Source organism: Cryobacterium tagatosivorans, from assembly GCF_004402215.1.
Classification (GTDB): Bacteria; Actinomycetota; Actinomycetes; order Actinomycetales; family Microbacteriaceae; genus Cryobacterium; species Cryobacterium tagatosivorans.
Map to the genome: position 1 here is coordinate 12,601 of NZ_SOEZ01000041.1, position 22,582 is coordinate 35,182.

At 70.1% G+C, this 22,582-nt stretch carries 18 protein-coding genes; 11 read left to right on the forward strand and 7 right to left on the reverse strand.

Annotated features, from left to right (window positions below):
• Positions 1-10 precede the first annotated feature (10 nt).
• The 4 genes from E3O23_RS08205 to rsmI form a co-directional block, all read right to left on the reverse strand.
• Complete coding sequence (locus E3O23_RS08205; protein ID WP_241983385.1) at positions 11-967, reverse strand: TatD family hydrolase; 957 nt, start codon at positions 965-967, stop codon at positions 11-13.
• Positions 960-2,522: a methionine--tRNA ligase gene (metG, locus tag E3O23_RS08210; protein ID WP_134489959.1), complete on the reverse strand. Its 1,563-nt coding sequence runs from the start codon at positions 2,520-2,522 to the stop codon at positions 960-962. The genes E3O23_RS08205 and metG overlap by 8 nt, the downstream gene beginning before the upstream one ends.
• Positions 2,523-2,562: 40 nt before the next feature.
• The gene (locus tag E3O23_RS08215; RefSeq protein WP_198415163.1) at positions 2,563-3,624 is read right to left on the reverse strand and encodes an NADP-dependent oxidoreductase; all 1,062 of its coding nucleotides are present in this window, start codon (positions 3,622-3,624) and stop codon (positions 2,563-2,565) included.
• Positions 3,625-3,710: 86 nt separating this feature from the next.
• Positions 3,711-4,574, reverse strand: a complete 864-nt coding sequence (rsmI, locus tag E3O23_RS08220; protein ID WP_134489963.1) for a 16S rRNA (cytidine(1402)-2'-O)-methyltransferase — start codon at positions 4,572-4,574, stop codon at positions 3,711-3,713.
• 56 nt (positions 4,575-4,630) lie between these two features.
• On the opposite strand from rsmI, the gene E3O23_RS08225 reads away from it, so the two are divergent.
• From E3O23_RS08225 to E3O23_RS08235, 3 genes are all read left to right on the forward strand, one after another.
• Positions 4,631-6,196, forward strand: a complete 1,566-nt coding sequence (locus E3O23_RS08225) for a dolichyl-phosphate-mannose--protein mannosyltransferase (protein WP_241983386.1) — start codon at positions 4,631-4,633, stop codon at positions 6,194-6,196.
• Between the two features lie 170 nt (positions 6,197-6,366).
• On the forward strand, positions 6,367-7,467 hold the full coding sequence (locus tag E3O23_RS08230; RefSeq protein ID WP_134489967.1) for a fatty acid desaturase family protein: 1,101 nt from the start codon (positions 6,367-6,369) through the stop codon (positions 7,465-7,467).
• 217 nt (positions 7,468-7,684) lie between these two features.
• Complete coding sequence (locus E3O23_RS08235) at positions 7,685-8,758, forward strand: YeiH family protein (protein WP_134489969.1); 1,074 nt, start codon at positions 7,685-7,687, stop codon at positions 8,756-8,758.
• A 141-nt stretch (positions 8,759-8,899) separates the two neighbouring features.
• Here E3O23_RS08235 and E3O23_RS08240 read toward each other — a convergent pair whose 3' ends face one another.
• Positions 8,900-10,075 (reverse strand): FAD-dependent oxidoreductase, encoded by a 1,176-nt coding sequence (locus tag E3O23_RS08240; RefSeq protein ID WP_134489971.1) that lies wholly within the window; start codon positions 10,073-10,075, stop codon positions 8,900-8,902.
• Positions 10,076-10,295: 220 nt separating this feature from the next.
• On the opposite strand from E3O23_RS08240, the gene E3O23_RS08245 reads away from it, so the two are divergent.
• From E3O23_RS08245 to E3O23_RS08270, 6 genes are all read left to right on the forward strand, one after another.
• Entirely contained in the window at positions 10,296-11,591 is a 1,296-nt protein-coding gene (locus E3O23_RS08245) for an O-acetylhomoserine aminocarboxypropyltransferase/cysteine synthase family protein (RefSeq protein WP_134489973.1), read from the forward strand.
• A 131-nt stretch (positions 11,592-11,722) separates the two neighbouring features.
• Positions 11,723-12,223, forward strand: coding sequence for a CoA-binding protein (locus tag E3O23_RS08250; RefSeq protein ID WP_241983387.1), 501 nt, complete (start codon positions 11,723-11,725; stop codon positions 12,221-12,223).
• Positions 12,224-12,370: 147 nt separating this feature from the next.
• On the forward strand, positions 12,371-13,747 hold the full coding sequence (locus E3O23_RS08255) for an L-serine ammonia-lyase (RefSeq protein ID WP_134489977.1): 1,377 nt from the start codon (positions 12,371-12,373) through the stop codon (positions 13,745-13,747).
• A gap of 451 nt (positions 13,748-14,198) precedes the next feature.
• The gene (locus E3O23_RS08260; RefSeq protein WP_166790455.1) at positions 14,199-14,492 is read left to right on the forward strand and encodes a LysM peptidoglycan-binding domain-containing protein; all 294 of its coding nucleotides are present in this window, start codon (positions 14,199-14,201) and stop codon (positions 14,490-14,492) included.
• A gap of 70 nt (positions 14,493-14,562) precedes the next feature.
• Positions 14,563-15,459 carry a sulfurtransferase gene (locus E3O23_RS08265; protein ID WP_134489981.1) on the forward strand — a complete coding sequence of 299 codons (897 nt, stop codon included), beginning with the start codon at positions 14,563-14,565 and terminating at the stop codon, positions 15,457-15,459.
• Between the two features lie 156 nt (positions 15,460-15,615).
• Positions 15,616-16,113: a hypothetical protein gene (locus E3O23_RS08270; RefSeq protein ID WP_134489983.1), complete on the forward strand. Its 498-nt coding sequence runs from the start codon at positions 15,616-15,618 to the stop codon at positions 16,111-16,113.
• A 32-nt stretch (positions 16,114-16,145) separates the two neighbouring features.
• Here the strand turns inward: E3O23_RS08270 and E3O23_RS08275 are convergent, their stop codons facing one another.
• On the reverse strand, positions 16,146-17,210 hold the full coding sequence (locus E3O23_RS08275; RefSeq protein ID WP_134489985.1) for a Gfo/Idh/MocA family protein: 1,065 nt from the start codon (positions 17,208-17,210) through the stop codon (positions 16,146-16,148).
• A gap of 59 nt (positions 17,211-17,269) precedes the next feature.
• Between E3O23_RS08275 and E3O23_RS08280 the strand changes: the two genes are divergently transcribed.
• Positions 17,270-18,547 (forward strand): MFS transporter, encoded by a 1,278-nt coding sequence (locus tag E3O23_RS08280; protein ID WP_134489987.1) that lies wholly within the window; start codon positions 17,270-17,272, stop codon positions 18,545-18,547.
• A 78-nt stretch (positions 18,548-18,625) separates the two neighbouring features.
• On the opposite strand, the gene E3O23_RS08285 is transcribed toward E3O23_RS08280, so the two are convergent.
• On the reverse strand, positions 18,626-21,124 hold the full coding sequence (locus E3O23_RS08285; protein ID WP_134489989.1) for a DEAD/DEAH box helicase: 2,499 nt from the start codon (positions 21,122-21,124) through the stop codon (positions 18,626-18,628).
• Positions 21,125-21,248: 124 nt separating this feature from the next.
• On the opposite strand from E3O23_RS08285, the gene E3O23_RS08290 reads away from it, so the two are divergent.
• Positions 21,249-22,550 carry an AI-2E family transporter gene (locus tag E3O23_RS08290; protein ID WP_134489991.1) on the forward strand — a complete coding sequence of 434 codons (1,302 nt, stop codon included), beginning with the start codon at positions 21,249-21,251 and terminating at the stop codon, positions 22,548-22,550.
• The last annotated feature ends 32 nt before the right edge of the window (positions 22,551-22,582 follow it).

Sequence of the window (22,582 nt, forward strand, 5' to 3'; positions counted from 1 at the left end):
TCGGGCCCGGTCATGCCAGTCCGCCCTGCGGGGCGGCGTCGCTGTGCGGGAGGTCGTGCGGCGCGGTCACCGGTTCGGCATCCCAGCGCCCGTAGACCAGTTCCGTGTTGGAGGAGATTTGCGCGGCGAGCAGGGAGAGATCCGTTTCGAGGTGTGCGGCCATCGCGCGCAGCGTGTACGGCAGCAGGTAGGGGGCGTTCGGGCGGCCGCGGTTGGGTTCGGGGGTAAGGAAGGGGGCATCCGTCTCGGCCAGGAGGAGCCGCCGGGGAGCGACCGTGAGCGCCTCGCGCAGGTCGACCGCGCTTTTGAAGGTGACCGTCCCGGAGAAGGACATGTACCAGCCGTTCTCGGTGCAGATGCGTGCCAGTTCGGCGTCGCCGGAGAAGCAGTGGAACACGGTGCGTTCGGGCGCGCCGACCCGTAGCAGGGTAGCGATGACCTCCGCGTGGGCGTCCCGGTCGTGGATCTGCAGCGCCAGGGTGTTCTGCTTCGCGATCTCGATGTGGGCTTCGAACGAGCGGTACTGGGCCGCGCGGCCCTCGGGGCCGGTGCGGAAGAAGTCCAGCCCGGTCTCGCCGACCGCGACCACGCGCGGGCGGGAGGCCAGGTCGGCGATCTCCGCGAACGCGTCGTCGAGCGTGCCGGCCGCATCGTAGGCCGGCGTCTCGTTGGGGTGGATGGCGACGGCCGCGAGCATGCGCGGCTCGTGCAGCGCCGTCTCGGCCGACCAGCGCGAGGTTTCCAGGTCCCCGCCGACCTGCACGACCCCGCGCACGCCCACGCTCGACGCGCGGTCGAGGTGTTCCCGGAAGTCCAGCGCGTTGTCGCCGTCGGCGATTTCGAGGTGCGTGTGGTTGTCGTAGACGCCCACGACGAGCGGCTCCGGCAGGGGCGGGTAGCTCAGGTCGCGCCCCCCGGTCTGCTCACGCCGGCGAACATGCGCGGCGGGGGAACCGTCGCTAGCCAACCGTGGCCTCGATGCGCGGGAACAGGGCCTCGAGCGGGGACACATGGGTGCCGCCGGTCCATTCCCAGGCCTGGTCGATGCGCTGGTCGGCGACGTCGCCGACACCACCGAGGGCGGTCCAGAGCCGGGCGGTGGCCCGCGGCACGACCGGCGAGAGCAGCACGGCCAGCGTGCCGAGGCCGCGGACGGCGGTGAAGAGCACGGCGTCGAGCCGGTCCCGTTGGGCGGGGTCCTTGGCCAGGGCCCAGGGTTCCTGGCTGGTGATGTAGCCGTTGAGCTCGTCGACGAGCTCCCAGACCGCGGCGATGGCCTCATGGATGGCGAGCCGGTCGACGGCGCCCATCGCGGCGGCCGTCGCCCGGCGCTCGGTGCCGCGGATCAGTTCGTCGGCCTGGCTGAACTCGCCGGCGGTGGGGATCTCCCCGTCGCAGTAGCGAACGACCATGGCGATCACCCGGGACGCGAGGTTGCCGAATCCGTTGGCCAGCTCCGACTGGTACCGGGCGGAGAGGTCCTCCCAGGAGAAGGAGCCGTCCTGCCCGAAGCTGATGGCGCGCATGAAGTAGTAGCGGAATGCGTCCGAACCGAAGGTTTCGGTGATCTGGCTCGGCGCGATGCCGGTCAGCTTCGACTTGCTCATCTTCTCGCCGCCGACGAGCAGCCAGCCGTGACCGAAGACCTGCGTGGGCACCGGGAGCCCGGCGGCCAGCAGCATGGCCGGCCAGATCACGGCGTGGAAGCGGAGGATGTCCTTGCCCACGACGTGCGTGGCGGGCCAGCGGCGGGCGAATTCCTCGTCGTCCTGGCCGTAGCCGACGGCGGTGATGTAGTTGAGGAGCGCGTCGAACCAGACGTAGACGACGTGGCTCTCGTCCCACGGCACCTTGATGCCCCAGTCGAAGCTGGAGCGGGAGATCGACAGGTCGGAGAGGCCCTGCTTGACGAAGGAGATGACCTCGTTGCGCGCGGACTCGGGCTGCACGAAGTTCGGGTTGCTCTCGTACAGGTCGAGCAGCTGCTGGGTGAAGGTGCTCATCCGGAAGAAGTAGTTCTTCTCGTGCAGCAGTTCGACCGGCTTCGAGTGGATGGCGCAGACCGGCTGCCCCTCGAATTCGCCGGTGCCGTCGACCAGGTCGCTCGGCTGCTTGTACTCCTCGCAGCCGACGCAGTAGTAGCCCTCGTACTCGCCGGTGTAGATGTGGCCGGCGTCGAAGAGGTGCTGCAGGAACTTCTGCGCATTCACCTCGTGGCGCACGTCCGTGGTGCGGATGAAGTCGTCGTTCTGGATATCGACGGTCTTCAGCAGCGGCTTCCAGGCGGTCTCGACGAGACGGTCGGCCCAGGCCTTGGGGGTGACGCCGTTCGCGGTGGCCGTGCGCAGGATCTTCTGCCCGTGCTCGTCGGTGCCGGTGAGCAGCCATGCGTCATCGCCGGACTGGCGGTGCCAGCGGGCGAGCACATCGGCGGCCACTTCCGTGTACGCGTGTCCGATGTGTGGGACATCATTCACGTAGAAAATGGGCGTGGTGATGTAAAAGGAAGAGCCGTCGGACATGCTGACATCTTATGTCGAGCGGAGCCCGCCCCTTCGCGTGTTACCCGGCGAGGTCCCGATCACCGTCCCGATCCGCGTCCCGATCCCGGTCCGTGGCAGCGGCCGGACCGGGGTGGTGGTGCGGATGCCCGAACACCGGGGGGAGCACCTCGTGGGCCGGCGGCGCCGGTTCCCGGTCGGGCCGGTCCCTGGTGGCCTCGCTCTCCCGCACGTCGATGCCGTGCACCTTCTGGTGCGGGTAGTCCACCGGGTCCAGGCTCAGCACGATCTTGCCGTGGGCGTGCCCGGCCTCGAGTTCCCGGTACGCGTCCTCGACCTCATCGAAGGGGTAGATCGCGGCCACCGGGACGACGATCTGCCGGTCCGCGACCATGTTGGCGATTTTCGCCAGCACGACCATGTCGCTCTCGTCGGCCGAGGGGGCGTTGGCGATCGCGTCGTCGCCGAGGTGGTCGAGTTCCGCGTCGACGCCGTCCGGTGCGATCCGGGCCACGGCCTCGGCCAGGCCCGGGCCGTACTGCACCGGGATGACGCCCAGCTGGCGCAGGTGGTCGAAGCTCTCCGGGCTGGCCGTGCCGATCACCCTCGCGCCGCGGAGCTTTGCCAGTTGGGCGGCGATCCCGCCCACTCCCCCGGCCGCGGCGTGCACGAGCACGGTCCGGCCGGGCTGCGGGTTCGCCTCCTGCACGGCGTTCCAGGCGGTGACCGCCGCGGTATAGAGGCTGCCGGCAACCTCCCAGGAGAGCCGCTCCGGTTTGCGGATGATGTCCGTGACGGGAACCCGGACGAACGTGGCCTGGGCCCCGCGAACCGTGTGCCCGAGCACGGCGTCGCCGACCTGCCAGTCGTGGCCGTGCTTCGGTCGGTCGTGGCCGGTGTCGGGGCGAGGGACGCGCGCGATCAGGCCGGCGAAGTCGCTGCCCTGCCCCGCAGGGAAGCGAGCTGGCCACTTCGTCTGCAAGCGGCCTTCCCGAATGCTGGTCTCCACGGGATTCAGCCCCGCAGCTACAACCCCGACCACCACTTCGCCGGCACCCGGCACGGGGACATCGGTCGTGACAACGTCCAGGACCTCCGGTCCGCCGTACCGGGAAAACCTCACGGATCGAACCCCGCCATCACCTTGTGGAACCCCGCCATCACCTTGTGCGTGCGCCATGGCCCTCACCCCATTAGCTCTTTCTTACGTTAACCGTTCGGGAGGGTCGGGTATTCCGCGTTGCGGGAGCGTGCCGGGCCCTTTCGGGTGAGCGCCGCCTCGTACAGGTCGCGCTTGCCCAGGCCGGATGCCGCGGACACGTCGGCGGCGGCATCCTTGAGCCGGGCGCCCGCCGCGACCAGGGCGTGGACCTCGGCCACGCCGGTCTCCAGGTCGAGGACCCGGGCCTCGGCGCCCGCGACCACGACGCAGATTTCGCCCTTGACGCCCACGGCCGCCCACTCGGCGAGCTCGGCGGCGGTGCCCCGCTTGACCTCTTCGAAGAACTTGGTGAGCTCGCGGCAGACGACGACGCGGCGGTCGGCGCCGAGCGTGGCCGCGAGGTCGGTCAGCGACGCCGCCAGCCGCTTCGCCGACTCAAAGAACACCATGGTGCGCCGCTCGGCGGCGAGGTCGCGCAGTGCCCCCACGCGTTCGCCGTGCTTGCGCGGCAGGAACCCCTCGAAGGTGAACCGGTCCGTCGGCAGACCGGAGACGGCCAGGGCGGTGAGCACCGCGGAGGGACCGGGCAGGGCCGTGACGGTGACGCCGGCGGCCACCGCGGCATCCACCAGGTGGAAGCCGGGGTCGGACACGGTGGGCATCCCCGCGTCGCTAAGCACCAGGATGTCGGTCTCGCGGGCGAGTTCGACGAGCTCGGCCGCCTTGCCGCGCTCGTTGTGGTCGTGCAGGCTGATCAGCTTCGGCCGGTTCTCGATGCCGAGCGCCTTGAGCAGGTGCACGGTGACCCTGGTGTCTTCCGACGCGATGACGGTTGCCGCGCCCAGGGCCTCGACCAGGCGCGTCGTCACATCCCCCAGGTTTCCGATGGGTGTGGCAGCGAGGATGATCATGCTCCCAGTCTCGCAGCCGCCGCGGCTTCGTGCGGCCCAATCACTACGATGGTCAGGTGCTCGCTACTAGCCGCTGGTTCCGCTGGGCCGGGCCTCTCGCCGTCATCGTCCTGGCCGCGATCCTGCGACTCTGGAACCTGGGGCACCCGCACGAGCTCGTCTTCGACGAGACCTTCTACGTGAAGGATGCCTGGTCACTGTTCAACAACGGCTACGAGTCGAGCTGGCCGGACAAGGCCGACGCTCTCTTCGCCGCCGGGCAGACGAACGTGTTCCTCTCGGATCCGTCGTTCGTCGTGCATCCGCCGCTCGGCAAGTGGCTGATCGCCCTCGGCATGGCCTTGTGGGGCGCCGACAGCAGCTGGGGTTGGCGCATCGTGACCGCCCTGATCGGCGTACTCGCGGTCGCGCTGCTGATGCTCATCGCCCGCCGGCTGTTCGGCTCCACCCTGCTCGCGGTGATCGCCGGGTTCCTCCTGGCCATCGACGGGAACGCGATCGTGATGTCGCGGGTCGCCCTTCTCGACAACTCGGTGATGCTCTTCGCGCTGCTCGGCTTCGGCGCGGTGTTGCTCGACCGGGACTGGCACTCGGCCCGGCTGGCCGCCCGGCTGGCCCGGCGCCGGGAGGCCGGCCGGGAGCCGGCCTGGGGACCGACGCTCTGGTGGCGGCCCTGGCTGCTCGCGGCCGGCCTCGCGTTCGGGCTGGCCAGCTCGGTCAAGTGGTCGGGCTTCTACTTCCTCGCCGCATTCGGCGTCTACGTCGTGGTCGTCGACGCCCTCGCCCGACGCCGGGCCGGCGTGCCGTTCTGGCTGAGCGCGGCCCTGCTCAAGCAGGCCCCGGCGAACTTCCTGCTGATGGTCCCGGTCGCGGCCGCCACGTTCCTGGCGTCCTGGACCGGCTGGTTCGTCACCCGGGGCGGGTACTACCGGGACTGGGCCGAAACCGCCGGGAATGCGTGGACGGGAGCGTTCTCCTGGGTGCCGCTCCCGCTGCAGAGCTTCTGGCATTACCAGGTGGCCGCCTACAGCTACCACGTGAACGTCGAAACACCCCATCCTTACCAGGCGAATCCGCTCACCTGGCTGTTCATGATCCGGCCGACGAGCATGTACTTCCGCTCCTCTGCCCTCGGCGAGAACGGATGCGGGTTCGCCAGTTGCGCCGAGGCGATCACCGGGATCGCCAATCCGATCATCTGGTGGGCGGCCACCCTTGCCGCCGTCTACCTCGTGTACCGGCTGGCCCGGTACCGCGAGTGGCGGGTCGGCCTCATCCTGACCGGCCTGGCCGCCGGCTACCTTCCCTGGCTGATGTACCTGAACCGCACGGTCTTCCAGTTCTACACGATCGCGTTCGAACCGTACCTGCTGCTCGGGCTGACCTTCGTCATCGGGTTGCTGCTCGGCGAACCGGGGGCTCCCGTGGCGGACGCCGAGCGGGTCGGTCCGGTGGCGGACGAGGAGCGGGCGGCACGGCTTCGGTTGGCGGGCATCCGGATCGTGCTCATTTTCCTCGCCGTGGCCGCCCTCGTGAGCGTCTTTTTCTATCCCCTGTGGACCGGATCCCAGACGCCGTTCCTGTTCTGGCAGCTGCATATTTGGCTGCCCAGCTGGCGTTGATTCGGACCCCCGCGCCGAGCGGACATATGCCTCCACGGGCATATAGCGACTGGGAATCCAGTGTGAGTTCACCCCGTTTCCGGCGTCGGCTCCCGTAGAATGATCGGTATCTGTTCTGCGAGTAATTGCTCAATCCGCGGCTGGGAAGTCAAGATACAAACAAAGGCCCTATGTCGGAAGCAATTGCCGCACCTACGGTGCGCATCCTCAAGACCCGCCGGGGTGGCGACACCAAGAACCCCACGACCGAGTATTCGTCGCTCCTGCACACCGTGCGCAACCTGGGGCTGCTGAAGCGGGCCACCGGTTTCTACTGGCTGGTCTTCTCGATCCTCATGGTTGCCCTCGGCGGAGCCATCACCGGTTTCGTCCTGCTCGGCCACAGCTGGTTCCAGCTGATCATCGCCGGCGTGCTCGGCATCATCCTCACCCAGTTCGCGTTCCTGGCCCATGAGGCCTCGCACCGCCAGGTGTTCGAGTCCGGCCCCGCGAACGACCGCGCCGGCCGCATCCTCGCGAACCTCTTCGTCGGCATCAGCTACGCCTGGTGGATGAACAAGCACAGCCGCCACCACGCGCAGCCCAACGTCATCGGCAAGGACCCGGACATCGAACCGGACGTGATCGTCTTTCGCGAGGAAGACGCCGCGAAGGTCAACTGGATCACCTCGTTCCTCACCCGCAAGCAGGGTTACGCGTTCTTCCCGCTGCTCATGCTCGAAGGCATCAACCTGCACATCCACGGCTTCAAGACGGTCTTCGGCCGCAAGAAGGTCGACAAGCGCTGGCTCGAGATCTCGATGCTCACCACCCGCATCGTGGCCTACCTCGCCGTGATCTTCTACTTCCTGCCGCTGGGCATGGCGTTCGCCTTCGTCGGCGTGCAGCTCGCCGTGTTCGGCGTGTACATGGGCGCCTCCTTCGCGCCCAACCACAAGGGCATGCCGATGCTGCCGCACGACAGCAAGGTCGACTTCCTGCGTCGCCAGGTGCTCACCTCGCGCAACATCCGCGGCGGCACGGTCATGGACACGTTCATGGGTGGCCTCAACTACCAGGTCGAGCACCACCTGTTCCCGAACATGGCCAGGCCGCACCTCCGCAAGGCGCAGGAAATCACCAAGGAATACTGCGAATCGCACAACATCCTCTACACGGAGACGTCGATCCTCGAGTCGTACGGCATCGTCATCGCCTACCTGAACAAGGTCGGCCTGGCGGCCCGTGACCCGTTCGACTGCCCCATGGTCGCCCGGTTCCACCACCGTTAGACGAGCGTGACGGCGCCGCCGCGGCGCCGCACCAGAGCCAGGCCGCTTCCCTCCGGGGAGGCGGCCTTTCTCGTTGGGCGGGGGCGCTGGCCGGACTCGGTGGGCGGCTCGGCGGGCAGGGCCATGTGGGCGGGCGCGGTGGGCGGGGCACAGTGGCCGGGCGCGCTGGCCGGGCCCGCTGGCCAGGGGCGGGCATGCGGCCTTATAGGCTGGGGCCATGTGGCTGCCGGGCGTGCTCGCCGCGGCCGCCGCCGCGCTGGCGGCCTGGGGCATCCACTCGCTCGTCCCGACGGTTCCGCTGCTCACCGCGGCCGTCGCCCTCGGCATCATCGCCGCCCAGCTCCCGTTCGCCCGGCCGGCGCTGACCGGCGTGCTGGCCCCCGGGCTCGCCGTGGCGTCAACCCGCCTGATGCGCATCGGCATCGTCCTGCTCGGCCTGAAGCTCAGCCTCGTCGACATCGCCGGGCTGGGCTGGGTGGCCATCATCAGCACCGTCGGCATCGTGCTGTTCACCTTCGTCGGCACGCTCTGGCTCGGACGCCGGCTCGGGCTGCCCGGGCACCAGCCGCTGCTCATCGCCACCGGCTTCTCGGTCTGCGGCGCCTCCGCGATCGGCGCGATGAGCGGCGTGGTCAGGGCGAAGGACGAAGAGAGTGCCGTGCCGATCGCCCTGGTGACCCTGTGCGGGACCCTGGCGATCGCGGTGCTGCCGGCGCTGTGGCATCCGCTCGGACTGAGCGACCTGCAATTCGGGCACTGGGTCGGCGCCGGCGTGCACGACGTGGGCCAGGTCGTCGCGACCGCCCAGGTGGCCGGGTCGGCCGCCCTCGCCGTCGCCGTCGTGATCAAGCTCACCCGCGTGCTCATGCTCGCGCCGCTCGTGGCCGTCGTCGCGATCAGGGAGCGTGGCCGGTTCCCGGTCGCCTCCGGCGAGCCCGTGAGGGGTCGCATATCGACCTTCGTTGGCCCCGGGAAGGTCGATTTGCGACCCCTCAGCGGGTCCGGCGACGCCGCCAACGCCGCCGCGAGCAGGCGCCCGCCGCTCGTTCCGCTGTTCGTGGCCGGCTTTATCGCCGCCGTGCTCGTGCGCACCTTCCTGCCGCTGCCCGCCGCGGTCGTCGGCGGCGCGGACACGCTGCAGACCGCGCTCCTGGCGATGGCGCTGTTCGCGCTCGGCTCGGCCGTGCGACTCGGCGAACTCGTCCGGACCGGCGGGCGGTCGCTGCTCGTCGGCCTGCTGTCCTGGGCCCTGATCGCCCTGCTCGCGTTCGGCGCCGTGCACCTCGCCTAGCGCCGCACCGCCGCCTCACCGTCGCGCCCATCAAGCGAACCGTCCGGCTGAGTCGCGGAGAAAGTACCTTCATCGCGGAATTGAAGGTGCTTTGTCCGCAACTGAAAGCGGACGACGGGGCAACCAGCGCGCGCAGGCCGGTCAGCGGTGGGCGAGCCAGCCGCCGAGGCCGGGGTTCGGCAGCCGGGACAGCGCGAACCGGGCCGGCGCGGGGCCGGCGCCCGTGGCGAGGTCGGCGAGGATCCGCCCGACCGACGGGGTGAACTTGAAGCCGTGGCCGCTGAAGCCGGCGCCGACGACGACCGGGCCGACGCGGTCGAGCACGAAGTCCTCGTCGGCGGTGGTCGTGTACGTGCAGCTGATCGGCTCGAGCGCGTCGGGGTCGGCGCCGGGCAGCCAGTCGCGCACATACCTCTGCAGCGCGGCCAGTTGCACCGGTTCCGGGGTGAAGGTCCGGGCATCCGGATCGGTGACCGGGCCGACGCCGTGCCAGCCGGCCTTGACCCCCTGCCCGGGCGTGTACATGCCGTAGACCGGCGAATACCAGTGGTCGTAGCGCGGGTCGGCGGGGTCGAAGGCGTGGTTGAAGCCCGGCCAGTCCACGGCGGCGCGGGCGGCCGCGTCCGGCGACCCGTCGCGCAGAGCGAAGTGCGCGGGTTGCTCCTGGCTGACGACCAGGCGCGGCACCGGCAGCACGCCGGCGAGCAGTCCGGTGGTCCAGGCGCCGACCGTCACGACCGCCCGGCGGGCGTCGAGCACACCGGTCTCGGTGGTGACGCGCACGTGGTCGTCGCCGAGCACCTCGAGCCTTAGCACGCGCGTGCCGTGCCGGACCTCGGCGCCCGCGGCGACGGCGGCGGCCTGCAGGGCGGCCACCGAGGCATCCGCGTTCAGCCGGCCGGCGTCGGGCGTGTGCAGCACCCGGCCGTCGAAACGGATGCCCGGCCAGCGCTCCCCCGCCGCCTCCGGCATCAGGAACTCGGCCCCGAGCCCCGCCCCGTGGAGCGCGTCGGCGACCCCGTCGAAGCTCGGGTTGGGGCCATGGTTGACGATCCCGACCTGATCGAGCAGCCGGGATCCGGTCTCCGCCTCGAGCTCCCGCCAGAGCGGCAGCGCCTCGGCGAGCATCGCGACGTAGCTGGGCTCGGCGTAGGCCGTGTTGAAATTGCGGGACGCGCCATGGGAGGCGCCGTTGGCGTGCCCGGGCTCGAAGCGCTCCAGCAGCAGCACCGAGCGCCCCCGCCGGGCGAGCTGCCAGGCCGTCGCCGAGCCCATCGCCCCGCCGCCGATCACCACCGTGTCGAGTTTGTCTGCCATGGGAACATCCTGCCGCACGCGGCGGCCGCGGCCGGGGTCGAAGCCGGGCTGAAGCTGTGGCCGCGCGCGAGCCGCGCCCGAACTGCGCCGCTTTGCGGGTGGCGGAGCTCGCGCGCAGCGGCGCACGGCCCGCGTCGCCAGCGCAGCCCGCGCCGGGCATCCGTTTCGCCCTGTTACACGCCGCCGCGCCCGCGCTCGACCGTTTCGGTAGCGTGAGGCCATGGCAGATCGCGAGTACGGCTTCAAGACCCGGGCAATCCACGCCGGGAACATCCCCGATGCGGTGACCGGCGCCCGCGCGCTGCCGATCTACCAGACGAGCGCCTTCGTCTTCGACGACACCGCGGATGCCGCGGCCCGCTTCGCCCTGCAGAAGTACGGCAACGTTTACTCCCGCCTGGCCAACCCCACGGTCGCTGCGTTCGAGGAACGGATCGCCAGCCTGGAGGGCGGCCTCGGCGCCGTCGCCACGGCGAGCGGCCTGTCCGCGCAGTACATCACCTTCGCCAGCCTGGCCGGCTCCGGCGACCACATCGTCTCGAGCGCCAACCTGTACGGCGGCTCGATCACCCAGCTCGACGTGACCCTGCGCCGCTTCGGCATCGACACGACGTTCGTGCGGAGCTCGGACCCCGCCGACTACGCCGCGGCGATCACCGACAAGACCAAGCTGATCTTCGCCGAAACCGTCGCGAACCCGTCCGGCGAGATCGCCGACATCGAGGGGCTCGCCGAGGTGGCGCACGCCGCCGGCATCCCGCTGATCATCGACTCGACCGTCGCCACGCCCTACCTGACCCGCCCGTTCGAGTGGGGCGCCGACGTCGTCATCCACTCGGCGACGAAGTTCCTCGGCGGGCACGGCACCACCCTCGGCGGCGTGGTCGTCGAGAGCGGCCGTTTCCACTGGCACAGCGACAAGTTCCCGCTGTTCGGCGAGCCGGTGCCGAGCTACGGCGGCCTGCAGTGGTCGGGCAACTTCGGCGAGTACGCGTTCCTCACCCGCCTCCGCGCCGAGCAGCTGCGCGACATCGGGCCGACCCTCGCCCCGCACTCCGCGTTCCTGCTCGCGCAGGGCGTCGAGACGCTGCCGTTCCGCATGCAGGCGCACGTCGACAACGCCCGCGCGGTCGCCGAATGGCTCGAGGCCGACCCGCGCGTCGCCTCCGTCAACTGGGCCGGGCTGCCGAGCCACCCGCACTACGAGCGCGGACTCAAGTACCTGCCCAAGGGCCCCGGCTCGGTCTTCACCTTCGACGTCGTCGGCGGCCGCGACGCCGGGCGGACCTTCATCGACTCGGTCAACCTGGCCAGCCACCTCGCCAACATCGGCGACGCGAAGACGCTGGTGATTCATCCGGCCTCGACCACCCACGCGCAGCTCACCGCGCAGCAACTGGTCGACGCTGGCGTGCAGCCCGGCGGCGTGCGGATTAGCGTGGGCATCGAAGACGTTGACGACATCATCTACGATCTCGACCAGGCCCTCGCCCAGGCCGTGGGAGGAAGCAAATGAGCACCGCGACCACCATCACCGACCCGGACGCCATCACCCCGGCTGCCACCCAGGCGGATGCCGCGCCCGGCGTCACCGAGACCGTGCAGCTGGCCAACGGCCTGAGCTGCGACGTCCCGGCCGACTCCCCGCTGGCGAAGCTGCTGCACTCGCAGCGCACCTGGATCGGACCCGACGCCAAGGCGCGGCTGAAGATCCTGCGCGCGGCAAAGTCCGTCGCCATCGTCGGCGCGTCGCCGAACCCCGCCCGCTCGAGCTATTTCGTCGGCACCTACCTGCAGCAGTCGAGCGACTACACCGTCTACTTCGTGAACCCGAACGCCGACACGATCCTCGGCGAGAAGGCCTACCCCGACCTGGCCTCGCTGCCCGAAGTGCCCGACATCGTGGTGGTCTTCCGGCGCGGCAGCGACATCCCGGCGGTCATCGACGACGTCGTCGCGTCCGGCGCCCCGACGATCTGGGTGCAGCTGGGCATCTGGAACCAGGATGCCGCAGAGTACGGCGAGTCGAAGGGGCTCACCGTAGTGATGGACCGCTGCATCAAGATCGAGCACGCCCGCTTCAACGGGGGCCTGCACCTGCTCGGCTTCGACACCGGCCAGATCACCGCCCGCAAAACCATCCGTTAGCCCACCCCCCACCCCCCGCGAAAACGCAGTTGTGCGCGTTCTGACGGCCGAATAACGCGCATAACTGCGGTTTCGCGGGGAGGAATGGGGCGAGAACGAGCGATCCGCGCACGATTTATGCGCGACGGGCCCCGTAACATGGGGGGCGTGACAGCGTACGTCTCGGCTCTCGACCTTTTCTCCATCGGCATCGGTCCATCCAGTTCCCATACGGTTGGCCCGATGAAGGCCGCCCGCACCTTCGCCGACAACCTCGAGGAGAGCGGGTACCTCCCGGAGGTGCGCCGGATCACCTGTTCACTCTACGGTTCGCTCGGAGCCACCGGCCTCGGCCACGGCACGCCCGACGCCGTCCTGGCCGGGCTCGCCGGCTTCCGGCCCGAAAGCTGCGACCCGGACGACGTGCGGTTCGCCTGGTCGAAACTGCCGGACGGGGCGACCCTGCGCCTGCTCGGCACGCACGAGATCCCGATCGGCAAGACCGACGTGACCTTCGAGCCGCGCACCCGTCTGCCCGGCCACCCGAACGCGCTCACCCTCCGGGCGTGGGGCGAATCGGATGCCCTGCCCCTGTTCGAGGAGACGTATTACTCGATCGGCGGCGGCTTCATCCGCCGCGACGGCGACCCGATCCGTCCGGCCGCCACCGTCGCCCAGCCGCTGCCCTACGCCTCGAGCGACGAGCTGCTCAGCCTCTGCGACGCGTTCGACATCGGCATCTGCGACGTCGCCCGCGCCAACGAGGAAGCCATCCACGGCGCCGAGGGACTCGACGCCGGACTCGACGCCATCTGGGACGCCATGCACACCTGCGTGGAGGCCGGGCTGGCCGGCGACGGCACGCTTCCCGGCGGTCTCGGCGTCAAACGGCGCGCCGCCAAGGTTCGCATGCGCCTCGAGGAATATGACGGTCTCCCGCAGCGCGATCGCGACACCTCGACCGAGTGGCTGCACGCCTTCGCGCTGGCCGTCAACGAGGAGAACGCCGCCGGCGGCCGGGTCGTCACGGCGCCTACCAACGGCGCGGCCGGCATCATCCCGGCCGTCGGCCACTACTACCTGAAGTTCGTCCCTGGTGCCAACGCCGAGGGCATCCGCCGCTACCTGCTGACCGCGGTCGCAATCGGCTCGCTGGTCAAGGCGAATGCCTCGATCTCCGGGGCCGAGGGCGGATGCCAGGCCGAGGTCGGCTCCGCCTGCGCCATGGCCTCCGGCGCTCTCTGCGCCGTGCTCGGCGGTACTCCGCGGCAGGTCGAGAACGCCGCCGAAATCGCGATGGAGCACCACCTCGGGCTCACCTGCGACCCGGTCGGCGGACTCGTCCAGGTGCCCTGCATCGAACGCAATGCGATCGCCTCGTCGACGGCGGTGTCGGCCGCCCGGCTCGCGCTGCACGGCGACGGCACCCACCTCGTTTCGCTCGACACGGTGATCGAAACCATGCGCCAGACCGGCCTCGACATGATGACGAAGTACAAGGAGACCAGCGAGGGCGGCCTCGCGGTCAACGTCATCGAGTGCTGACCCTGACAAGCGCTGACCCCGACAAGTATTGACCCCTGACGAGCGCTGACCCCGACAAGTATTGACCCCTGACGAGCGCTGACCCCTGACGAGCGCTGACCCCTGACGAGCGCTGACCCCTGACGAGCGCTGACCCCTGACGAGCGCTGACCCCTAACGGGGGCAGACGCGTGACTCGCCCGGGGTCCTAGACTGGTTCAGTCTCCGCGCCAGTGCGCGCGCGGGCGCTCTCAGTAGAGAGGTTAACCGGGGGGTCGACATCATCAGCCATACATTCCTGGGCCGCGCCTGCGGTGCAACCGCCGCCGCGGTCCTGCTCATCGGCCTGACCGGATGCGCCGCCGCACCGACGCCGGCCGTCACCGTCACCGCCACGGTCACCCCGACGCCCAGGCCAACGCCGACGCCCACCGCGACACCCACGCCGACGCCGATCGCCGAGGCTCCCCTCGTGCCGAATCCCCAGGTGCCCACCCTGACCCCGAACGCCGAACCTGAGCCCCTGCCCCAGGGGCCGGCCGAGGACCACGGGTCCACGCCCGGTGCCCGCGGGTCGACGACGGCGTCCGGAAGCGGCGCCCTCCTCACCTACACCGTCGTCGAGGGCGATTCCTTCTTCGACATCGCTCAGCGCTTCAACGTCCCGGTGCAGCTGATGCTCAAGATGAACCCGTCCGTGCCGGGGCTGGGCGAGAACATCTACATCAAGCAGATCATCAACCTCGACTGGAAGGCCCAGCGGTAACGAACGCTCCGCGTTACCTCCTGTTGCGCGCGTCCGGGTGCTGGCCGGGGCGCCCGGCTAGCGTTGCCGCATGTCTTCCCCAGCCCTCCCCTCCCCGGCAACGTCCTCGCTCCTCGTCTCCACCCAGTGGCTCACCGACCACCACGGCGCCGATGACCTCGTGCTGCTCGATGCGACCGTCCTCCAGGTCTCGGCGCCCGGCGGCGGACTGCGCTGGCTGAGCGGTTACGACCAGTACCTCGTCGGCGGCCACCTGCCCGGCGCGATCTTCGCCAACCTGCTCGACGTGTTCTCCGACCCCGACGGGGACTTCGACTTCGCCCGGCCGAGCGCCGACCAGTTCGAGCGAGCCGCGACATCCGTCGGCATCGACAACCAGACCCGGGTCGTCGTCTACGACGGGTCGGTCGGCCAGTGGGCGTCCCGCATCTGGTGGCTGTTCCGCTCCTTCGGCTACGACAACGTCTCCGTGCTCGACGGCGGCCTGACCAAGTGGAAGGCCGAGCAGCGTCCCCTCCGGACCGGCCACGTGGCGGCGCGTCCCGGGCGCCGGTTCGAGGCCACGCCGCGCCCCGAGCTGTGGGTCGACAAGGCGTTCGTCGAATCGGTCCTGGCCGGCGACACGGATGCCTCCCTCGTCTGCTCGCTGCCCGCCGCGGAGTTCTCGGGCGAGGCCGGGGCGCGCCCGCGCCTGGGCCACATCCCGGGCAGCGTGAGCCTGCCCGCCGGTCGCCTCGTCGACCGCGCCACGAACGCGTTCCTCCGCGGCGACGAGCTGCGGGCGCGCGTCGCCCCCGCCGCGGCATCCGGCGGCCGTGTGGTCACCTACTGCGGCGCCGGGATCGCGGCCTCGGCGAGCGCCCTCGCGCTGACCCTGGCCGGGCACGGCGACGTCGCCATCTTCGACGGGTCGCTCCAGGAGTGGACCGCGGACGAGAACGCGCCCCTCGCGGTGACGGTGGCCTGACCCGCTGGCCCCTGCCGGCCGGCGGTTGCCGGGCTCACCGATACCCAGCTGATTTTCAGGTTCGCCATACGTCGTCGATAGCTCGTCCCCGCACTGTGGAGTCACGAGAGAAGGCGCGTCCCGAATCCCCGGGGCGGCCGACGAAGGAGACAGCACATGAACAAGAGACAGAAGACGGCGGTCGGCGCCTCGATCGTGGGCTCCATGCTCCTGGGCGGCGCGATCGGTGCGTCGTTCATCACGTCGGCGTCGGCGGCCACGGACACCCCGAGCGACACCTCGACGTCGGCGCCGGGCGAGCGTTCCGGGCCCGGCGACCACGATGGCACCCGGCCCGACCGGGACGAGAGCAAGGGCGGCCACGTGGGCGCCAACGGCAAGACCGAAGCTCTCCTCACCGGGGACACGGCCGCCAGGGTGACCGCGGCGGTCACGGCGAAGTACCCGGATGCCGAGATCCAGCGGGTGGAGAACGACGCGGAGGGCGCCGCCTACGAGGCCCACATCATCCAGTCCGACGGAACCCGGGCCACGGTGAAGCTCGACAAGTCGTTCGCCATCACGGGCACCGAAACCGGGCGGGGTCCCGGGCACGGTCCCGGGCAGGACGACGACGACGCGGACGACACCGGCGACACCGGTTCCGGAAGCTGAGGCCGACCGCCTGGCCGGCTCGCCCGGCCGAATCAGCCGGCCAGGCGGTGCACCCGTTCGATCACGTCGATGACATGCAGGGCGTCGCGCGGCTTGACCGGCACGGGCCCGCCGCGCAGCAGGGCATCCGCCAGGCCCGCGTAGAACGCGTCGTAGCTTCCGCGCTCGGTCGGCACGCGCCTCAGGGCGCCGGCCTGCCCGGCTCCCTCCACCCCGAGGGCGCCCCAGGTCTCTTCCGGCTCGAGGCCGTAGCCGTCGTCGGTCGGCAGCATCCCCGCGCGGAGCGCGCTCTCCTGACCGTCCAGGCCCCACTTCGTGTAGCCGGCCGTGGAGCCGAGCACGTGGAACCGCGGCCCCACCTGCGCGGCCATCGCGTTCATCGACAGGTGGGAGTGCACGCCGGAGCCGTGGTGCAGGGCGACGAACGTGTCGTCGTCGGCGGCGCCTCCCTCGCGTCGGGTGAGGACCTCGGCATAGACGTCGTCGACCGGGCCGAACAGCAGCATGGCCTGGTCGATGAGGTGCGCGCCCAGGTCGTAGAGCACGCCGCCGCCCTCGGCCGCAGTCGCCGTGGCCTTCCACGACTTGGCCTGCTCGGGCTTCCACCATTCGAACCGTGACTCGAACCGTCGCACCGTGCCCAGGGCACCGGCCGCCAGGAGCGCTCGGAGGGTGAGGAAGTCGCCGTCCCAGCGCCGGTTCTGGAAGACGGTCAGCAGCAGTCCCAGCCTTTCGGCCTTCTCGATCACCCCGCGTCCCTGCTCCGGGGTCACCGAGAACGGCTTGTCGACGACCACGGCCAGGCCGGCATCGAGGGCGGCGTGGGCCAGGTCGACGTGCGTCCCGGAGGGCGAACCGATCACGACGAGGTCGAGGTCGTCGACCCGGTCGAACAGGTCGCCGGGGGCGGCCAAAACCTCCGCGCGCGGGTAGCCGTGGATCGCCTGCATGCGCCGCTCCGGGTTGCCGGTCACGATCAGGTCGAGCGAGAACTCCGGGTTCGAGGAGATGAACGGGGCGTGGAAGACCCGCCCCGAGGTTCCGAAGCCGATGATGCCGGTGCGGATCGGGGCCGCCGTGGATGTGTGCTGAGGCATGGCACCAACGTACCCTCAAGGTTCCCCGGATCGAGGATCCCGGGTGGGAGTATGGCCGGATGACGCCGCCCAACGTGCACCGCGACCGCAGGTTCCTCTGGCTCTGGGGAGCGGAGGGCATCAGCGTGCTCGGGGTGCAGTTCACCTCGCTGGCTCTCCCCTTCCTGGCGGTCACCCTGCTCGGCGCGGTCGAGTGGGAGATGGGCGTGCTGAACGCGGCCGGCACGGCCGCGTTCCTCGTCGTCGGGCTGCCCGCCGGCGCCTGGGTCGACCGCTGGCTCAAACGCCGGGTGATGATCGCCGCCGACCTCGTGCGGGCCGTGACGCTGGCCGCCATCCCCCTGCTCTGGTTCGCGGGCGCCCTGGAGATCTGGCACCTCTACCTCGTCGCCGCCGTGATGGGCGCCGCGACGGTCTTCTTCGACGTGTCCTACCAGAGCTACATCCCCATCCTGGTCAGCTCGGAGCAGGTGGGGCAGGCGAACTCCACGCTGGAGGCGACCTCGCAGGTCTCCCGGATCGCCGGCCCGGGTCTCGCCGGGCTGCTCCTCACGGTCGTCAGCGCCCCCGTGCTGCTGCTCATCGACGCGCTCTCCTACCTGGTCTCGGCCGTCATGCTGGGGCGGATCCGGGACGGCGAGGTCCCCGCCGACCGCGCTCAGCGCCAATCCCTGCCGCGGGAGATCAAGGAGGGCGTGCGCTTCGTCTGGAGCCAGCCGCTGATCCGCAGCATCGCGGCGACGACGGCCAGCTCCAACTTCTTCGCCACGCTGGGCCTCACGCTGCTCCCGCTCTATGTGCTGCGTGACCTCGACCTCGGCGCCGCCGGCCTCGGCATCCTGTTCTCGGTCGGCGCGGTCGGCGGCCTGCTCGGCGCCCTGGCGACACCGCGGCTGGCCGCCTGGATCGGCGAGGGAACGATCATCACCCTGTCCGCGCTGCTCGGCGCCGTCGCCTTCGCCCTCTTCCCGATTGCCTCGTTCCTGGCCGCGCCGGCCTCCCTGGTCGTCCTGGTCGCCGCCGAATTCGTGATCGCGTTCACGGTGCTGGTCTACAACATCACCCAGGTGACCCTCCGCCAGCGCCTCTGCCCGCCGCGCCTGCTCGGCCGGATGAACGCGTCCATCCGATTCTTCGTCTGGGGCGTCATGCCGATCGCCTCCCTGCTGAGCGGAGCGATCGGCGGGACGATCGGCATCGTGCCCACCCTGTGGATCGCGCTGGCCGGCTCGCTGCTGAGCTGCACGTTCGTGGCCTTCTCCCCGCTCACCGGGATGCGGCGCCTGCCGAGCGGTCCGGCGGCGGCCGTCCCCGCCGAGGAGCCCGCCGCCCGCTGACTGTTCCCGTAACGGACGACTGTTGCCCGCACACCGGCAACAGTTGTCCGATTCGGCCACAGATGACCCCGCCGCCCGCTAGAGCCGGTTGACCCCGGTCACCCGGATGACCGCGAAGCCCTGTTCGTCGGAGTCGGCCAGGTCGACGGTCGCGCTGATCCCCCAGTCGTGGTCCCCGGCCGGGTCGTCGAGGATCTGCCTCGCGGTCCAGACGGATGCGCCCTCCTCGAGGATGAGCAGCCCGGAGCCGCGCGCGTTTGCGCCGGTGAGCACCTCGTCGTGGTCGGCGAAGTAGCCGTCCATGGCATCCGCCCACGTGTCGGCGGTGAAGCCGTGCGCGCCGTCGAGGTCGCCGAGCTCGTCGTAGTGCTCGAGCGCGGCCAGCTGCACCCGGCGGAACAGTTCGTTGCGCACGAGGATCCGGAAGGCCCGAACGTTGGTGGTGAGCCGGTGCGGCGCCGGCGGCACGACGGCGTGCGCGTTCGCCTCGTGCGCGGCGAGATTGGGGTGGATGAGCTCCTCCCACTCGTCGAGCAGGCTCGAGTCGACCTGGCGCACGAGCTCGCCGAGCCATTCGATCAGGTCGAGGAGGTCCTCGGTTTTGGCCTCATCCGGGATCGTCTGCCGTGCGGCGCGGTACGCGTCGGAGAGGTAGCGCAGCACGACCCCCTCGCTGCGGGCGAGCTTGTAAAAGGCGATGAACTCGCCGAACGACATGGCCCGCTCGTACATGTCCCGCACGACGGTCTTCGGGCTGAGCGCGAAGTCGGCGATCCACGGCTGCGACTGCTTGTACGTCTCGAAGGCGTAGCCGAGCAGCTCCTCGAGCGGCTTGGGATAGGTGATCTCCTCGAGCAGCTCCATCCGCTGGTCGTACTCGATGCCCTCCCGCTTCATCTCGGCGACGGCCTCGCCGCGCGCCGCGAACTGCTGGCCGCTGAGCACCGGGCGCGGGTCGTCGAGGGTCGCCTCGACGATCGAGATCATGTCAAGCGAGTAGGTCGGCGCCTCCTGGTCGAGCAGGTCGAACGCGGCGAGCGCGAACGGCGACAGGGGCTGGTTGAGCGCGAAGTTCGCCTGCAGGTCGACGGTCAGGCGGATGTCACCGCTCGCGCTCTGCTCGACGATCCCGGCCTGCCGGAGCGTCTTGTAGATGCCCAGCGCCCGCCTGGCGAGGGCGAGCTGGCGCTTCCACGGCTCGTGGTTGTCGAACACGAGCGCGTGCACGTTCGCGAACGCGTCGCCGCCGCGCGCGATCACGTTGATCAGCATGGCCGCGGTCATCTGCATGCTCGAGGTGAGCGTCTCCGGCTCGGCGTCGACGAGCCGGCGGAACGACGGTTCGCCCCAGGACACGAAGCCCTCCGGCGCCTTCTTGCGGATGATCTTGCGCTTCTTCTTGGGGTCGTCGCCGGCCTTCTCCACGGCCTTGAGGTTCTCGGTCTCGTGGTCGGGCGCCTGCACGACGACGGTCCCGGCCGTGTCGTAGCCGGCTCGCCCGGCCCTGCCGGCGATCTGGTGGAACTCGCGGGCGTTGAGCTGGCGCATCCGGGTGCCGTCGTACTTGGTCAGCGCCGTGAACAGCACGGTGCGAATGGGCACGTTGATGCCGACGCCGAGGGTGTCGGTGCCGCAGATGACCCGCAGCAGCCCGCGCTGGGCGAGCTGCTCGACCAGCCGCCGGTACTTGGGCAGCATGCCGGCGTGGTGCACGCCGATGCCCATCCGGATGAACCGGGAGAGAGTCTTGCCGAAGCTCGTCGTGAACCGGAACTCGCCGATCAGCTCGGCGATCGCATCCTTCTGCTCCTTGGTGGCCACCTTGACGCTGCTCAGCGCCTGCGCACGTTCGAGGGCGGCGGCCTGGGAGAAGTGCACGACGTAGACGGGCGCCTGGCCGGTCTTGAGCAGGTCCTCGACCGTCTCGTGCACGGGAGTGGTCTCGTAGTAGAAGTGGAGCGGGACCGGGCGTTCGACGCCGGTGACGACGGAGGTGTCCCGGCCGGTGCGGCGGCTGAGGTCGTCGGCGATGTCGGTGACGTCGCCGAGCGTTGCCGACATGAGCACGAACTGCACCCGCGGCAACAGCAGCAGCGGCACCTGCCAGGCCCAGCCGCGGTCGGGGTCGCCGTAGAAGTGGAACTCGTCCATCACGACCTGGTCGACCTGGGTGTCCTCGCCGCCGCGCAGGGCCAGGTTGGCGAGGATCTCGGCGGTGCAGCAGATGATCGGCGCATCGGAGTTGACCGAGGAGTCGCCCGTCATCATCCCGACGTTTTCGGCGCCGAAGATGTCGACCAGGGCGAAGAACTTCTCGCTCACCAGGGCCTTGATCGGCGCGGTGTAGAAGCTGCGCTTGCCGGCGGAGAGGGCCGCGAAGTGCGCTCCGACGGCCACGAGCGACTTGCCGGTTCCGGTGGGGGTGCTCAGGATGAGGTTCACCCCGGAGACGATCTCGATCAGCGCCTCCTCCTGCGCCGGGTACAGCGTGAGGTCCTGCTGCCCCGCCCACAACTCGAACGCCTCGAACAGGACGTCGGGATCGGTGACGTGCGGGAGGGCGGTGAGGGTTGCCATGATCCTTCGATCCTGCCCTATCCCGGCACTCCCCCGCTTCGCCGCTGCACCCGGCGCGCTATACCGCCCGCCCCGACCGGTCTGGATTCGCGAGGAGCACGTCATCGCGGTGGAGGGACAAGTCATGCGATGGTTCCGACGCAGGACCCCCGTCGAACCGGGGCCGGATGTTCCGCCCGAGCCGGTGCCGCCGGCCGAGCCCGGCCAGGCCGTGGGCGAGACCGAGACCGAGACCGAGAGCGAGAGCGAGAGCGAGAGCGAGAGCGAGAGCGAGAGCGAGAGCGAGAGCGATGATGCTTCCGCACGGGTCTTTCCTCGCGGCACGGCCATCCTGCTCGGCCTGGCCGGCGCAACGGTCGTCGCAATCGGGCTGTCGTCCATCCGTTCCATCGCCGCCCCGGTGCTGCTCTCCCTCATCCTGACCATCTGCGTTCACCCTCTCCGCAGCGCCCTGGAGCGCCAGGGGGCGACCCGCGGCCTGGCCACGGGATCCGTCGCCACGGCGGTTCTCCTGGTGCTGGCCGCCTTCATGTTCGCCCTCCTCCTCGCCCTCGCGGAGTTCGCCTCGCTGCTGCAGGAGTACTCCGACGACCTGGCCGGGATCGGCCAGTCGGTCAAGTCCGCGCTCAGCGACTTCGGCGTCGGGGCCGACGAAGTCGACGCCATCGCCTCCGGTTTCGATCCGACCCACATCGTCGAGTTCGTCTCCGAGGTCCTCGGGAGCGTCGCCGGGCTCACCGGGACGCTGGTCATCATCTTCACCACGCTGCTGCTGATGGCCATGGACGCCAGCTACATGCCCACCCTGCTGCGGCAGCTGGAGCCGTCCCGTCCGAGCATGGTGGCGTCGATCAAGATCTACGCACGCAGTGTCCGCCGTTACATGGTCGCGACCACGGCGCTCGGGCTCGTCCAGGGCGTCCTCAACGGAGCCGCCCTGGTGATCCTCGGTGTTCCAGGCGCCTTCCTCTGGGGGCTGCTCTCGTTCGTCTGCAGCTTCATCCCGAACGTCGGATATCTGCTCGCCATCATCCCGCCCGTCTTCTTCGGATTCCTCGCCGGCGGCTGGGAGACCGCGCTGTCGGTGATCGTCGTGTACACCCTGGTGAACTCCATCGTGCAGGGGGCCATCCAGACGCGTGTCGTGAGCAACGTGGTGGCCATCAGCCAGACCCTGACCTTCGTGTCCGTGCTGCTCTGGGCGGCGATCATCGGGCCGATCGGCGCTCTCCTGGCAACACCGCTCACGCTGCTCGTGCGCATGATTCTCGTCGACTCCGATACGCACGCGCTCTGGTGGCGGCCGATGATGGGCGACGTCGCGGAGGCGCGCGCCCTGATGAAAATCGAGGCCGCACAGAACAAGGTGACCCGGCGAGACCAGAGACTCTCGCGAAGGCCCGTGAGGCCAGGGAAGCCCGCATAGCCCGCAAAGCCCGGACAAGCCCGAGCCCGGAC

Excerpts from the sequence above, each read along its gene's own strand:
- E3O23_RS08240 (WP_134489971.1), bottom strand. The coding sequence starts at position 10,075 with ATGGCAGACAAACTCGACACGGTGGTGATCGGCGGCGGGGCGATGGGC.
- E3O23_RS08290 (WP_134489991.1), top strand. The coding sequence starts at position 21,249 with ATGCGATGGTTCCGACGCAGGACCCCCGTCGAACCGGGGCCGGATGTT.
- E3O23_RS08280 (WP_134489987.1), top strand. The coding sequence starts at position 17,270 with ATGACGCCGCCCAACGTGCACCGCGACCGCAGGTTCCTCTGGCTCTGG.
- rsmI (WP_134489963.1), bottom strand. The coding sequence starts at position 4,574 with ATGATCATCCTCGCTGCCACACCCATCGGAAACCTGGGGGATGTGACG.
- E3O23_RS08285 (WP_134489989.1), bottom strand. The coding sequence starts at position 21,124 with ATGGCAACCCTCACCGCCCTCCCGCACGTCACCGATCCCGACGTCCTG.
- E3O23_RS08270 (WP_134489983.1), top strand. The coding sequence starts at position 15,616 with ATGAACAAGAGACAGAAGACGGCGGTCGGCGCCTCGATCGTGGGCTCC.
- E3O23_RS08275 (WP_134489985.1), bottom strand. The coding sequence starts at position 17,210 with ATGCCTCAGCACACATCCACGGCGGCCCCGATCCGCACCGGCATCATC.
- E3O23_RS08235 (WP_134489969.1), top strand. The coding sequence starts at position 7,685 with ATGTGGCTGCCGGGCGTGCTCGCCGCGGCCGCCGCCGCGCTGGCGGCC.
- metG (WP_134489959.1), bottom strand. The coding sequence starts at position 2,522 with ATGTCCGACGGCTCTTCCTTTTACATCACCACGCCCATTTTCTACGTG.
- E3O23_RS08230 (WP_134489967.1), top strand. The coding sequence starts at position 6,367 with ATGTCGGAAGCAATTGCCGCACCTACGGTGCGCATCCTCAAGACCCGC.
- E3O23_RS08245 (WP_134489973.1), top strand. The coding sequence starts at position 10,296 with ATGGCAGATCGCGAGTACGGCTTCAAGACCCGGGCAATCCACGCCGGG.
- E3O23_RS08265 (WP_134489981.1), top strand. The coding sequence starts at position 14,563 with ATGTCTTCCCCAGCCCTCCCCTCCCCGGCAACGTCCTCGCTCCTCGTC.